Below are 13,519 nucleotides of genomic sequence, written 5' to 3' on the forward strand. Positions count from 1 at the left end.
AACCGCCTGTGGCGGTGTGTGTTCTGTCCGGCGGCGCCTTGCGTCGCCGGTTGTCTTATTTCGGTTTCCGGACCGGCTTGCCGCCGTCCAGGTGTTTTGCCCCGCCGCTGGCGATCAGCTCCGCCAGTTCGGAAACGTCCAGCAAGGCGCACATGTGTTCGATCACCGTACCGGCCAGCCATGGCCGTTGCCCTCGATGGCTGCGCCACTTGATCTCGTTCGGGTCCAGGCGCAGCGAACGGCTGACCTGATGCACCGCCAATCCCCATTCGTAACCTTGCACCGAAATCACGTACTGCAGGCCTTGGCGAAAATCATCGCGATAACGGTCCGGCATGACCCAGCGCGCGGTATCCAGCACCTTCAGGTTGCCGGCCTGGCTCGGCAGGATTCCGAGGAACCACTCCGGCTGGCCAAACAACGGCGTCAATTCCTGGCCGGCCAGGGAGTAGATCGATCCCAGGCAGACCAGCGGCACCGCCAGCGTCAACCCGGCCACGTCGAACAACAGGCATTCGAACGGCTCGGCGGCCCACGCCGGACGGTCATCGACCTGCACCGGCGGTGGTGTATTGCTCGGCGGCAGGTGGATTTCCACCACCGGCGTCACCAGCCCCTGTAGCAACGGGGCGACGGTGGAGACCGGCGCCAGGATTGGCGCGGGGGCTTCCATCACCGCCACCTGAGGCTTGATGAACGGTGCCTCGACCGCAGCAACAATCGCCGACGCTTGTGCGTCACGGGCCTGCTCTTCGAGCACGGCCGCCTGAAACTCGTCCAGCACCACCTCGGCTTCGACGGGCTCGGGCAATGCCTCGACCGCGCTCGGCGGCGCTGGCAATTCTTCGGTCGCTTCCTGCAAGAGCCCATCCAGATAGGACTGCAAGGCCATTTGCGGACGCGAAGTTGTCTTGATCGGCCGGTTCATGAGAACTGTGCGCCACTTGAAAAGGTTATCGGCATGAATGCGCCAGGACTTGAGGACCGGCGAGCGAACGCTCCGTTCATGGAGAAACTGCTCACCTTAAGCCACCTGCTGCGGGACGAGCTGCTGGGCCAGCAGATGCTTGAGGAGCGCGCGATAGGCCAGAACACCGCGGCTTTTGCCATCGAACTGCGACGGCGTCACACCGGCACGGCTGGCGTCTCGCAGGCGGGTATCGACCGGGATGTAGCCTTGCCAGATGTCATCCGGGTACATGTCGCGCAATACCCGCAGGGTACCGAGGGACGCCTGGGTGCGACGGTCGAACAAGGTCGGCACGATATTGAACGCCAACGATTGCTTGCGGGAACGGTTGACCATCGCCAGGGTGTTGACCATGCGTTCCAGGCCTTTCACCGCCAAGTGTTCGGTCTGCACCGGGATCACCAATTGCTGGCTGGCCGCCAACGCGTTGACCATCAGCAGCCCCAGCAACGGCGGGCTGTCGATGATCGCGTAATCGAAATCCTGCCACAGTTGCGCCAGACTCTTGGCGATCACCAGGCCCAGGCCGCTCTGGCCCGGCGACTGGCGCTCCAGGGTGGCCAAGGCGGTGCTCGACGGCAACAGGGAAATCCGCTCATCACTGGTCGACAGCAGCAATTGCCCCGGCAAGCCCTCGGGCACGGTGCCCTTGTGCAGGAACAGGTCGTAGTTGCTGTGTTCCAGGCTGTCGGGATCGTAGCCGAAATAACTGGTCATCGAGCCGTGGGGGTCCAGATCGACGATGACCACGCGCTTGCCCGCCTCAGCCAGCAAACCGGCTAGAGCGATGGAGGATGTGGTTTTGCCCACACCACCTTTTTGATTGGCGACTGCCCAGACTCTCATTCGGATCGTTCCTCCCGGTCGAGACGCGCTCGACCGAGAAATAGCTCGGTTATAAAGCCGGTGACGGAGAATTGACGGCGTTCTGTCTTACCGGCGACTTGACCGGGGTCGGTGCAGTTTGTGTGCCAGCCCGCTTCAATGCCGCATCCGGTTTTGCATTGGCCGTGCCGGTGCCGGTCAGGCTGCGACGCACATCGAGGTTGCGCGAGACCACCAGCACCACCCGCCGGTTGCGCGCGCGCCCTTCTGCGGTGGCGTTGTTGGCCACCGGCTGGAACTCGCCATAACCCACCGACGCCAGGCGACCGGGGTTGACACCCTGCATGGCGAGCATGCGGACGATGCTCGCCGAACGGGCCGAAGACAGCTCCCAGTTGGTCGGGTACTGCGCGGTGCGGATCGGCTGGTCGTCAGTGAAGCCTTCGACGTGGATCGGGTTGTCGAACGGCTTCAGGATCGCCGCGACCTTGTCGATGATGTTGAAGGCCATGTCGCTGGGCATGGCGTCGCCGCTGCCAAACAGCAGGCTGGAGTTGAGTTCGATCTCAACCCACAACTCGTTGCCACGCACGGTCATCTGGTTTGAGCTGATCAGGTCGCCGAACGCGGCGCTGATGTCATCGGCAATGCTCTTCAACGGATCGCTGCTACCGGCAATGCCGGCGTCGACCTGTTCGGCATCCTTGACCAGCGGCTTGGCGGGAGTCACGGTCTTGGGCCGCTCCTCGCCAATCGGAATAGGCTTGAGGGCCCGGTCGGAATCGGTAAAGACACCGATCAACGCCTCGGAAATGACTTTGTACTTGCCTTCGTTGACCGAAGAGATCGAATACATGACCACGAAAAAGGCGAACAGCAGCGTGATGAAGTCGGCGTAGGAAACGAGCCAGCGTTCATGGTTGACGTGTTCTTCGTGATTTCTGCGACGTGCCATGGCCTTAGTCCATGAAGCCCTGGAGCTTCAACTCGATGGAACGCGGGTTTTCACCTTCGGCGATCGACAGGATCCCTTCCAGCAACATTTCGCGGTAGCGCGACTGGCGCAGCGCGATGGACTTGAGCTTGGCCGCGATCGGCAGCAGCACCAGGTTGGCACTCGCCACGCCATAGATGGTGGCGACGAAGGCCACGGCGATGCCGCTGCCCAGTTGCGACGGGTCGGCCAGGTTGCCCATCACGTGGATCAGGCCCATGACCGCACCGATGATGCCGATGGTCGGCGCGTAGCCGCCCATGCTCTCGAACACTTTCGCCGCTTCGATGTCGCGGGCTTCCTGGGTGTAGAAATCCACTTCCAGGATGCTGCGGATCGCTTCGGGTTCGGCGCCGTCCACCAGCAACTGCAAGCCCTTGCGCGAGTAGTTGTCGGGTTCGGCGTCGGCCACGCCTTCCAGGCCCAGCAGGCCTTCCTTGCGAGCGGTCAGGCTCCAGTTCACCACGCGGTCGATGCCGCCGGCCAGGTCGACCCGAGGCGGGAACAGAATCCACACCAGGACCTGCATGGCCCGCTTGAAGGCGCTCATGGGCGACTGCAACAGCGCAGCGCCAACGGTGCCACCGAGCACGATCAATGCGGCGGGACCGTTGGCCAGCGCGCCAAGGTGGCCGCCTTCCAGATAGTTGCCACCGATGATGGCGACGAACGCCATGATGATGCCGATCAGGCTGAGCACATCCATTACAGGCAGGCCTCGACCAGATTTTTACCCATGTCATCCAGGCTGTAGACCGCATCGGCGAGGTCGGCTTTGACGATCGCCATCGGCATGCCGTAGATCACGCAGCTGGCTTCATCCTGGGCCCAGATCGCGCTGCCGCCCTGCTTGAGCAAGCGGGCACCCTCACGACCGTCGGCGCCCATGCCGGTGAGGACCACCGCCAGAACTTTGTCACCGTAGGATTTCGCCGCGGAACCGAAGGTGATATCGACGCAAGGCTTGTAGTTCAAGCGCTCGTCGCCCGGCAGGATCTTCACCGCGCCACGACCGTCGATCATCATCTGCTTGCCGCCCGGTGCCAGCAGCGCCAGGCCTGGCCGCAGGATGTCGCCATCCTCGGCTTCCTTGACGCTGATGCGGCAGAGTTTGTCCAGGCGCTCGGCAAACGCCTTGGTGAAGGCCGCGGGCATGTGCTGGATCAATACGATTGGTGCCGGGAAGTTGGCCGGCAATTGGGTCAGGACCCGTTGCAGTGCCACCGGACCACCGGTAGACGTGCCGATGGCAACCAGTTTGTAGGCCTTGCGCTTGGGCGCTGGCGACGACGGGCTGGCTGGCGCCGGGCGCGCAGGTGCAGGTGCCGGAGCACTGCGAACCGGCGCCGGATTGAAGCTGCTCGACGAAGACGAAGACGGCGTTGGCGTTGGGGCAGCAGTCGGCGCAGGCGCCGGTGCGCTGTAGGCACTGACGCGGCGGTTGCTGCGGGAAATGCTGTGGACCTTCTCGCACAGCAACTGGCGGACCTTGTCCGGGTTGCGCGAAATGTCCTCGAAGTTCTTCGGCAGGAAGTCCACCGCCCCGGCGTCCAGCGCATCGAGCGTGACTCGAGCGCCTTCATGGGTCAGGGAGGAGAACATCAAGACCGGGGTCGGGCAGCGCTGCATGATATGCCGCACCGCCGTGATGCCGTCCATCATCGGCATCTCGTAGTCCATGGTGATCACGTCCGGCTTGAGCGCCAGGGCCTGATCGATTGCCTCTTTGCCGTTGGTCGCCGTACCGACGACCTGAATGCTCGTGTCCGCCGAAAGAATTTCCGAGACGCGGCGGCGGAAAAACCCCGAATCGTCCACCACCAGGACTTTAACTACCATAAACACTCCGTTAGACGAGGCGCGGCGTCGGGCCGCGCCCCTCCAGAATCAAATACGCCGGGCGGCGTAGCGCTTGAGCATGCTTGGCACATCGAGAATCAACGCGATGCGGCCGTCGCCGGTGATGGTGGCGCCGGACATGCCCGGGGTGCCCTGGAGCATCTTGCCCAACGGCTTGATGACCACTTCTTCCTGGCCCACCAACTGGTCGACGACGAAGCCGATCCGCTGGGTGCCCACCGAAAGGATCACCACGTGGCCCTCGCCCTGCTCGACATGGGCGGCGGAGCTGACCAGCCAGCGCTTGAGGTAGAAGAGCGGCAGTGCCTTGTCCCGCACAATGACCACTTCCTGGCCGTCGACCACGTTGGTGCGCGACAGGTCGAGGTGGAAAATCTCGTTGACGTTGACCAGCGGGAAGGCAAACGCCTGGTTGCCCAGCATCACCATCAGGGTTGGCATGATCGCCAGGGTCAACGGGACCTTGATGACGATCTTCGAGCCCTGGCCCTTGGTCGAGTAAATGTTGATCGAGCCGTTGAGCTGGGAAATCTTGGTTTTCACCACGTCCATGCCCACGCCACGACCGGACACGTCGGAAATCTCGGTCTTGGTCGAGAAACCCGGGGCGAAGATCAGGTTGTAGCACTCGGTGTCGCTCAGGCGATCGGCCGCGTCCTTGTCCATCACGCCACGCTTCACCGCGATCGCTCGGAGGACGTTCGGGTCCATGCCCTTGCCGTCGTCGGAGATCGACAACAGGATGTGGTCGCCCTCCTGCTCGGCGGCCAGGATCACCTTGCCGCTGCGGACCTTGCCCGAGGCTTCGCGCTCTTCCGGCGACTCGATGCCGTGGTCGACCGCGTTGCGCACCAAGTGGACCAGCGGGTCGGCCAGGGCCTCGACAAGGTTCTTGTCGAGGTCGGTCTCTTCACCCACCAGTTCCAGGTTGATTTCTTTCTTGAGCTGGCGAGCCAGGTCGCGAACCAGGCGCGGGAAGCGCCCGAAGACTTTCTTGATCGGCTGCATCCGGGTCTTCATGACCGCGGTCTGCAAGTCGGCCGTGACCACGTCGAGGTTCGACACGGCCTTGGACATGGCTTCGTCCTGGCTGTTGAGACCCAGGCGCACCAGGCGGTTACGCACCAGCACCAGTTCGCCGACCATGTTCATGATCTCGTCCAGGCGCGCGGTGTCGACCCGAACGGTGGTCTCGGCTTCGCTGGCCGGTTTTTCCGCAGGCGCGGCCGCCGGAGCACGGGCTGGCGCCGGCGCGGCGGCAGCAGCGGGTTTCGGTGTCTCGGCCTTCGGTTCCGGGGCCTTGGCGGCCGGCTTGGGCGCAGCCTTCGCGGCGGGTGCGGCTGTCGCGGCGGCGGCGGTGGTTGCAGCGGCGGGCGCGGCGGTAGCCTTGCCGACTTCGCTGAACTTGCCCTTGCCATGCAGCTCATCGAGCAGCGATTCGAATTCGTGGTCGCTGATCAGGTCACTGCCGGCCGCCGCAGCCGCTGGCTTGGCCGGTGTCGGCGCGGAGGCGATGGCCGAATCCAGCGCATCGACGGCAAAGTTGCCCTTGCCATGCAACTGGTCGAGCAATGCCTCGAATTCGTCGTCGGTAATGTCGGAGTTATCCCCCGCTGCCTTTGGCGCAGCCGGGGCCGCCGGCGCTGCGACCGCATCGGGGGCGAACTGGCCCTTGCCGTGCAACTGGTCAAGCAGCGACTCGAACTCATCGTCGGTAATTTCATCGCTGGCAGCGCCGTCGGCGGCTGGCACAGCAGGTGCGGTTGGCGCCTCGGCTTCGGCCTTGACGGCGTTCAGCGAGTCCAGCAGCGATTCGAATTCATGGTCGGTGATGTCGCCCGATTCCTCGGCGACCGGCTCTTCCACAACAGGCTCGGCCACCGGCGCGGCTTCGTCAGCCGACTGCGGCTCGGCCAGGCGCGACAGCGCGGCGAGCAGCTCGGGCGTGGCCGCGGTGATCGGCGAGCGCTCGCGCACTTCGCTGAACATGCTGTTGACCGCATCCAGCGCTTCGAGCACCACGTCCATCAGTTCCGAGTCGACGCGACGCTCACCCTTGCGCAGGATGTCGAACACGTTCTCGGCAATGTGGCAGCACTCCACCAGCTCATTGAGCTGGAGGAAGCCGGCGCCTCCTTTTACAGTGTGGAAACCGCGAAAAATTGCATTGAGCAGATCCGCATCATCAGGTCGGCTTTCCAGCTCGACCAGCTGTTCGGACAGTTGCTCTAGAATCTCGCCGGCCTCAACCAGGAAATCCTGAAGGATCTCTTCATCGGCGCCGAAGCTCATTAATGGCTGCTCCTAAAATAGGGCTAAATCAAAATCCAAGGCTGGACAGCAAATCGTCCACATCGTCCTGACCGGACACAACGTCTTCTCTTTTATCGGCATGAATCTGCGGACCTTCACCCTGAGAGAGATGTTTTTGTGGATCTTTTTCAGCAAGCATCGCTTCACGGTCGTGTTCGATGCCGGCAAAGCGGTCGACCTGGCTAGCCATCAACACCAGCTTGAGCAGATTGCTTTCCACTTCGGTGACCAGTTGGGTCACGCGCTTGATGACCTGACCGGTGAGGTCCTGGTAATCCTGGGCCAACAGAATGTCGTTGAGGTTGCTTGCCACGGCGCGGTTCTCGGCGCTGCTGCGTGTCAGGAAACCGTCGACCCGCCGGGCCAGCTCCCGAAATTCCTCGGCGCCGACTTCGCGACGCATGAACCGTCCCCAATCGGTGCTCAACGCCTGGGCTTCCTCGCTCAGGCCGTTGACCAGGGGCGTTGCGCTTTCCACCAGGTCCATGGTGCGGTTGGCCGCGGCTTCGGTCAGCTTGACCACATAGCCAAGGCGCTCGGTCGCGTCGGTAATCTGCGAGACTTCCTCGGCCTGCGGCATGTTCGGATCGATCTGGAAATTGACGATCGCGCTGTGCAGTTCACGGGTGAGCTTGCCGACTTCCTGGTACAGACCACGATCCCGGGTCTGGTTGAGCTCATGAATCATTTGAACCGCATCGCCGAAGCGGCCCTTTTCAAGGCTGTCGACCAGTTCGCGGGCATGTTTTTTCAGGGTCGATTCGAAATCGCCCATTGAAGATTCGTTGTCCATAGCTCCCCCGTGGCGCCGTTAACCGATGCGTTCGAAGATTTTTTCGATCTTCTCTTTCAACGCCTGGGCCGTGAAGGGTTTGACCACATAGCCGTTTACACCGGCCTGGGCCGCTTCGATGATCTGCTCGCGCTTGGCTTCGGCAGTCACCATCAGCACCGGGAGGTGCTTGAGTTTTTCGTCGGCGCGCACATGGCGCAGCAAGTCGATACCGGTCATGCCAGGCATGTTCCAGTCAGTCACCAGAAAGTCGATGCTCCCGCTGTTGAGAACCGGAATGGCAGTGGTGCCATCGTCGGCCTCGACCGTGTTGGTGAACCCAAGGTCACGCAACAGGTTTTTTATGATCCGCCGCATCGTTGAGAAGTCATCAACGATGAGGATTTTCATGTTCTTGTCCAATTCGACCTCCAAGCAGTCTTAAACGCGCCCAGCACCTGAACGCGCCATTTCAATCAATCCGGCACAACACTCGACAACGGTCTGGAGCACAACGGATGGAGACTGGCGTGGCACTTGCCATGCCTGCCCCGCTCGCAGCATCTCCGCACCGCCTGTCAGCGTGCTCGCCACTCCCCCAAACGCCCCCGCAAACGGGCCGCGCACTGGCTGTGTAACTGGCTGACCCGCGATTCGCTGACCCCCAGGACCTCACCGATTTCCTTGAGGTTCAGCTCTTCGTCGTAGTACAGCGCCAAGACCAGTCGCTCACGCTCCGGCAAATTGGCAATCGCTTCCGCCAACGCACTCTGGAAGCGTTCATCTTCCAGGTCGCGCGATGGCTCCATGTGAGCACTTGCGCCATCCTCATGCAGCCCTTCGTGTTCGCCGTCCTGCAACAGGTCGTCGAAACTGAACAGGCGACTGCCCAAGGTATCGTTCAAAATCCCGTAATAATCGTCGAGACTCAATTGGAGTTCGGCCGCAACCTCATGATCTTTAGCGTCACGCCCGGTTTTAGCTTCAATCGCGCGAATCGCGTCACTGACCATACGGGTATTGCGGTGCACTGAACGCGGTGCCCAATCGCCCTTGCGGACTTCATCGAGCATGGCGCCGCGAATGCGGATACCGGCATAGGTCTCGAAGCTGGCGCCTTTGCTGGCGTCGTATTTGTTCGCCACTTCCAGCAGGCCAATCATGCCCGCCTGGATCAGGTCTTCGACCTGGACACTGGCCGGCAAGCGTGCCAGCAAGTGATAGGCGATGCGCTTGACCAATGGCGCGTAACGCTCGATCAATTCGTACTGGGCGTCCCGTGCCGATTTTTTGTAGAGATGGTTGTAACCGCTGGCTGTCATAACACGGGCCCTGCTGTTTGTTGCACAAGACGCTCGACGAAAAATTCCAGATGCCCGCGTGGGTTGGCGGGCAGTGGCCAGGTATCGACCTTCTGGGCGATCGCCTTGAACGCCAGCGCGCATTTGGAACGTGGAAAGGCTTCATATACGGCACGTTGCTTCTGGACCGCCTTGCGTACGCTTTCGTCGTAAGGCACTGCGCCGACGTATTGTAGGGCGACGTCCAGGAAGCGATCCGTGACCTTTGTCAACTTGGCGAACAGGTTGCGTCCTTCCTGCGGGCTCTGGGCCATGTTGGCCAGGACGCGGAACCGGTTCATGCCATAGTCGCGGTTAAGCAGCTTGATCAGGGCGTAGGCGTCGGTGATGGACGTCGGTTCGTCGCAGACCACCAGCAGGACTTCCTGGGCGGCGCGGACAAAACTGACCACCGAGTCACCGATGCCGGCAGCCGTGTCGATCACCAGCACATCGAGGTTGTCGCCGATGTCGCTGAAAGCCTGGATCAGGCCGGCGTGCTGCGCCGGGGTCAGGTGCACCATGCTCTGGGTGCCGGAAGCGGCCGGCACGATGCGAATCCCGCCGGGCCCCTGCAGGAGCACGTCGCGCAGTTCGCAGCGGCCTTCGATCACGTCCGCCAGGGTGCGCTTGGGTGTCAACCCCAGCAGCACGTCGACGTTCGCCAGGCCCAGGTCGGCGTCCAGCAACATGACCCGTCGGCCTAGCTCTGCCAGGGCCAGGGACAAGTTCACTGACACGTTAGTCTTGCCGACGCCACCTTTGCCGCCGGTCACCGCGATCACCTGTACGGGATGCATGCTGCCCATGTTCGTTCTTTACCTTGTCTTACTTAGACGGAGGCCACATTACTGGCTGCGCGTTCACATATGGAACAATGCATGGCAGACCATCGATGTAGGTACAAAAAATATTCATGAATACCTCAGCCAACCTGCTTGGTCGGGCTGTGGTAGATATCAGCGAACATGTCAGCCATGGCTTCTTCGCTGGGTTCTTCCTGCATTTGCACACTCACGGCACGACTGACCAGTTGATGACGGCGCGGCAGATGCAAATCATCCGGGATCCGCGGCCCGTCGGTCAGGTAGGCCACCGGTAGTTCATGACCGATCGCCAGGCTCAACACCTCGCCCAGGCTTGCCGTTTCGTCCAGCTTAGTCAGGATGCAGCCGGCCAGCCCGCAGCGTTTGTAGCTGTGGTATGCGGCGGTTAGAACCTGTTTCTGGCTGGTGGTTGCCAACACGAGATAATTTTTTGACTTGATGCCACGTCCGGCCAGGCTTTCCAGCTGCATGCGCAGGGCCGGATCGCTGGCTTGCAGGCCGGCGGTGTCGATCAGCACGACGCGCTTGCGCATCAGCGGCTCCAGCGCCTGGGCCAGGGATTGGCCCGGATCCACATGGGTCACCGACACATTGAGAATCCGACCCAGGGTCTTGAGTTGTTCCTGGGCGCCGATGCGGAAACTGTCCATGCTCACCAGTGCGATACTCTGCGCGCCGTACTTGAGGACATAACGGGCCGCGAGCTTGGCCAGGGTGGTGGTCTTGCCCATGCCGGCCGGGCCGACCATGGCGATCACTCCGCCCTCCTCCAGTGGCTCGACTTCCGGCGTGGCGATCATCCGCGCCAGGTGCGCCAGCAGCATGCGCCAGGCCTGGCGAGGCTCTTCGATGCCATTGATCAGCGCCAGCAGATCGCGCGCCAACGGGCCGGACAGGCCAATGCGTTGCAGGCGACGCCACAGGTTGGCCTGGGCTGGACGGCTGCCTTGCAGTTGGTTCCAGGCCAGCGAGCCAAGCTGGACTTCCATCAGCTCGCGCAGGCTGTTGAGTTCGAAGCGCATCGAGTCGAAGGCGCGCGGGTCGACACCCCGGGCAGGCGCAGCAGGCGCCGGCTCCGGGCGACGCGGCTCGGCCGGCGTGGCCTCGACCAGCGGTTCGGCGGCGGTCAGCGGCAGGCCTGCGGTCAATGGCTGGCCGGCGAACAATTGACGATTGGTGCCAGCGCTCGCCGCGCCTTCGCTGCTGCGCAGGCTCAATTCGGCCTGGGCGCTGGCGATACGCGACTGGGTCTTGCGCAGCTCATCCTCGAGTTCCATGTTCGGAACGCGCGGGGCCAGCGCCGACAATTTGTAATCCAGCGCAGCCGTCAGCTCGACACCGCCAGCGATCCGGCGATTGCCAATGATGGCTGCTTCAGCGCCCAGCTCGTCACGTACCAGCTTCATGGCCTGACGCATATCGGCGGCGAAAAAACGCTTCACTTGCATAAACCACTACCTCAGCCGTTGGGCCCTACTGTCGCAACGATGGTCACTTGCTTGTTGTCCGGTATTTCCTGGTACGCCAGCACATGCAGCCCCGGGACCGCGAGGCGCCCGAATCGCGAGAGCATCGCGCGAATCGGACCGGCCACCAGCAGGATCACCGGTTGGCCTTGCATCTCTTGCCGCTGGGCTGCGTCGATCAACGAACGTTGCAGCTTCTCGGCCATGCTTGGCTCCAGCAGGACACCCTCTTCCGAGCCTTGTCCTGCCTTCTGCAGACTATTGAGCAATATCTGTTCCAACCTTGGCTCCAGAGTGATCACAGGCAGCTCAGACTCAGTGCCTACAATGCTTTGGACGATTGCACGGGATACGCCGACCCGCACCGCAGCCACCAGGGCGGCGGTATCTTGACTCTTCGAAGCGTTGTTGGCGATCGCTTCGGCAATGCTGCGGATGTCGCGCACGGGCACCTGTTCAGCCAACAGCGCCTGCAACACCTTGAGCAACTGCGACAACGAAACCACGCCTGGCACCAGCTCTTCAGCCAGCTTCGGCGAGCCTTTGGCCAGTACTTGCAGCAATTGCTGGACTTCTTCGTGGCCGATCAGCTCGCTGGAGTGCTTGTACAGAATCTGGTTCAAGTGGGTCGCCACCACCGTGCTGGCGTCCACCACGGTATAGCCGAGGGACTGGGCCTGGGCGCGCTGGCTGATTTCGATCCACACCGCTTCCAGGCCGAAAGCCGGATCCTTGGCGGTAATACCGTTGAGCGAACCGTAGACCTGACCTGGGTTGATCGCCAGCTCGCGGTCCGGGTAGATCTCGGCTTCGGCCAGGATCACGCCCATGAGCGTCAGGCGATAGGCGCTCGGCGCCAGGTCGAGGTTGTCGCGGATGTGCACGGTCGGCATCAGGAAGCCCAGGTCCTGGGACAGCTTCTTGCGCACGCCCTTGATCCGCGCCAGTAATTGACCACCCTGGTTGCGGTCGACCAATGGAATCAGGCGGTAGCCGACTTCCAGGCCAATCATGTCGATCGGCGTCACGTCGTCCCAGCCCAGCTCCTTGGTTTCCATGGCGCGAGCCGGTGATGGCAGCAGTTCCTGCTGGCGCTTGACCTCTTCCAGCGCCTGGACCTTTTGCACGTTCTGCTTTTTCCAGAACAGGTAGGCACCGCCAGCCGCCAGGGCCGCCATGCTCAGGAAGGAAAAATGCGGCATGCCAGGCACCAGGCCCATCACCGCCATCAGGCCGGCGGCAACAGCCAGGGCCTTGGGCGAGGCGAACATTTGGCGACTGATCTGCTTGCCCATGTCTTCGGAGCCCGAAGCACGGGTCACCATGATCGCAGCGGCTGTGGATAACAGCAGTGATGGCAATTGCGCCACCAAACCGTCACCGATGGTCAACAAGGCGTAGACCTTGCCGGCATCGCCGAAGGTCATGCCATGTTGGAAGATGCCGACGGCCATGCCGCCGATCAGGTTGATGAACAGAATCAACAGGCCGGCGATGGCGTCACCGCGCACGAATTTGCTGGCACCGTCCATGGAACCGTAGAACTCGGCTTCCTGGGCCACTTCCAGGCGTCGCAGCTTGGCCTGGCCCTGGTCGATGAGGCCAGCGTTGAGGTCGGCGTCGATCGCCATTTGCTTGCCGGGCATCGCATCGAGGGTGAAACGTGCGCTCACCTCGGAAATCCGCCCGGCGCCCTTGGTCACCACGACGAAGTTGATGATCATCAAGATGGCGAAGACCACGATACCGACCACGTAGTTACCGCCGATCACCACCTCACCGAAGGCCTGGATCACCTTACCGGCGGCGGCGTGGCCTTCTTGGCCATGAATCATCACCACCCGGGTGGACGCCACGTTCAGCGCCAGGCGCAACAGTGTCGCCACCAGCAGGATGGTCGGGAAGACGGCGAAATCCAGCGGCCGCAGGGCGTATACGCAGACCAGCAGGACCACGATCGACAAGGCGATGTTGAACGTGAAGAACACGTCCAGCAGGAACGGCGGCACCGGCAGCATCATCATGGCGAGCATGACCAGCAGCAACAGCGGCACGCCCAGATTACCCCGGCTGAGGTCTACGACGTTGCTGCGCGCGGTGCTGAGTAACTGAGAGCGATCCACCAATATTCCCCGTTCCTGTGAAGCAAACT

At 62.2% G+C, this 13,519-nt stretch carries 12 protein-coding genes; all 12 read right to left on the minus strand.

The features are described 5' to 3' along the window. Nucleotides 1-55 precede the first annotated feature (55 nt). Complete coding sequence (locus Q7C33_RS12055; protein WP_407683447.1) at nt 56-928, minus strand: CheW domain-containing protein; 873 nt, start codon at nt 926-928, stop codon at nt 56-58. Nucleotides 929-1,024: 96 nt separating this feature from the next. Then, nucleotides 1,025-1,816, minus strand: coding sequence for a ParA family protein (locus Q7C33_RS12060; RefSeq protein ID WP_030141062.1), 792 nt, complete (start codon nt 1,814-1,816; stop codon nt 1,025-1,027). A gap of 49 nt (nt 1,817-1,865) precedes the next feature. Continuing rightward, nucleotides 1,866-2,750, minus strand: a complete 885-nt coding sequence (gene motD / locus Q7C33_RS12065; RefSeq protein ID WP_030141063.1) for a flagellar motor protein MotD — start codon at nt 2,748-2,750, stop codon at nt 1,866-1,868. Between the two features lie 4 nt (nt 2,751-2,754). Next, complete coding sequence (locus Q7C33_RS12070) at nt 2,755-3,495, minus strand: flagellar motor protein (RefSeq protein WP_030141064.1); 741 nt, start codon at nt 3,493-3,495, stop codon at nt 2,755-2,757. Further along, nucleotides 3,495-4,628 carry a protein-glutamate methylesterase/protein-glutamine glutaminase gene (locus Q7C33_RS12075; protein ID WP_030141065.1) on the minus strand — a complete coding sequence of 378 codons (1,134 nt, stop codon included), beginning with the start codon at nt 4,626-4,628 and terminating at the stop codon, nt 3,495-3,497. Before Q7C33_RS12075 ends, Q7C33_RS12070 begins: the two co-directional genes overlap by 1 nt. Before the next feature lie 48 nt (nt 4,629-4,676). Then, complete coding sequence (locus Q7C33_RS12080) at nt 4,677-6,941, minus strand: chemotaxis protein CheA (RefSeq protein WP_198797728.1); 2,265 nt, start codon at nt 6,939-6,941, stop codon at nt 4,677-4,679. 28 nt (nt 6,942-6,969) lie between these two features. After that, nucleotides 6,970-7,755: a protein phosphatase CheZ gene (locus tag Q7C33_RS12085; protein WP_030141067.1), complete on the minus strand. Its 786-nt coding sequence runs from the start codon at nt 7,753-7,755 to the stop codon at nt 6,970-6,972. A gap of 18 nt (nt 7,756-7,773) precedes the next feature. Then, entirely contained in the window at nt 7,774-8,145 is a 372-nt protein-coding gene (locus Q7C33_RS12090) for a chemotaxis response regulator CheY (protein WP_003183998.1), read from the minus strand. A 167-nt stretch (nt 8,146-8,312) separates the two neighbouring features. After that, nucleotides 8,313-9,056, minus strand: coding sequence for an RNA polymerase sigma factor FliA (fliA, locus tag Q7C33_RS12095; RefSeq protein WP_030141068.1), 744 nt, complete (start codon nt 9,054-9,056; stop codon nt 8,313-8,315). Continuing rightward, nucleotides 9,053-9,883, minus strand: a complete 831-nt coding sequence (gene fleN / locus Q7C33_RS12100) for a flagellar synthesis regulator FleN (protein ID WP_003184001.1) — start codon at nt 9,881-9,883, stop codon at nt 9,053-9,055. The genes fliA and fleN overlap by 4 nt, the downstream gene beginning before the upstream one ends. 116 nt (nt 9,884-9,999) lie before the next feature. After that, nucleotides 10,000-11,349: a flagellar biosynthesis protein FlhF gene (gene flhF / locus Q7C33_RS12105; protein WP_030141069.1), complete on the minus strand. Its 1,350-nt coding sequence runs from the start codon at nt 11,347-11,349 to the stop codon at nt 10,000-10,002. A gap of 11 nt (nt 11,350-11,360) precedes the next feature. Then, nucleotides 11,361-13,490 (minus strand): flagellar biosynthesis protein FlhA, encoded by a 2,130-nt coding sequence (gene flhA / locus Q7C33_RS12110; protein ID WP_198797727.1) that lies wholly within the window; start codon nt 13,488-13,490, stop codon nt 11,361-11,363. Between the last annotated feature and the right edge of the window lie 29 nt (nt 13,491-13,519).

The sequence above is a fragment of the Pseudomonas sp. BP11-1-1 genome, assembly GCF_052112105.1.
GTDB classification, from domain to species: domain Bacteria; phylum Pseudomonadota; class Gammaproteobacteria; order Pseudomonadales; family Pseudomonadaceae; genus Aquipseudomonas; species Aquipseudomonas alvandae.

What these genes read in the sequence shown, in the direction of transcription:
- Q7C33_RS12090 (WP_003183998.1), bottom strand. Translation starts at nt 8,145, where the DNA reads ATGAAAATCCTCATCGTTGATGACTTCTCAACGATGCGGCGGATCATA.
- motD (WP_030141063.1), bottom strand. Translation starts at nt 2,750, where the DNA reads ATGGCACGTCGCAGAAATCACGAAGAACACGTCAACCATGAACGCTGG.
- Q7C33_RS12070 (WP_030141064.1), bottom strand. Translation starts at nt 3,495, where the DNA reads ATGGATGTGCTCAGCCTGATCGGCATCATCATGGCGTTCGTCGCCATC.
- Q7C33_RS12055 (WP_407683447.1), bottom strand. Translation starts at nt 928, where the DNA reads ATGAACCGGCCGATCAAGACAACTTCGCGTCCGCAAATGGCCTTGCAG.
- Q7C33_RS12075 (WP_030141065.1), bottom strand. Translation starts at nt 4,628, where the DNA reads ATGGTAGTTAAAGTCCTGGTGGTGGACGATTCGGGGTTTTTCCGCCGC.
- fliA (WP_030141068.1), bottom strand. Translation starts at nt 9,056, where the DNA reads ATGACAGCCAGCGGTTACAACCATCTCTACAAAAAATCGGCACGGGAC.
- flhF (WP_030141069.1), bottom strand. Translation starts at nt 11,349, where the DNA reads ATGCAAGTGAAGCGTTTTTTCGCCGCCGATATGCGTCAGGCCATGAAG.
- fleN (WP_003184001.1), bottom strand. Translation starts at nt 9,883, where the DNA reads ATGGGCAGCATGCATCCCGTACAGGTGATCGCGGTGACCGGCGGCAAA.
- Q7C33_RS12080 (WP_198797728.1), bottom strand. Translation starts at nt 6,941, where the DNA reads ATGAGCTTCGGCGCCGATGAAGAGATCCTTCAGGATTTCCTGGTTGAG.
- Q7C33_RS12060 (WP_030141062.1), bottom strand. Translation starts at nt 1,816, where the DNA reads ATGAGAGTCTGGGCAGTCGCCAATCAAAAAGGTGGTGTGGGCAAAACC.
- Q7C33_RS12085 (WP_030141067.1), bottom strand. Translation starts at nt 7,755, where the DNA reads ATGGACAACGAATCTTCAATGGGCGATTTCGAATCGACCCTGAAAAAA.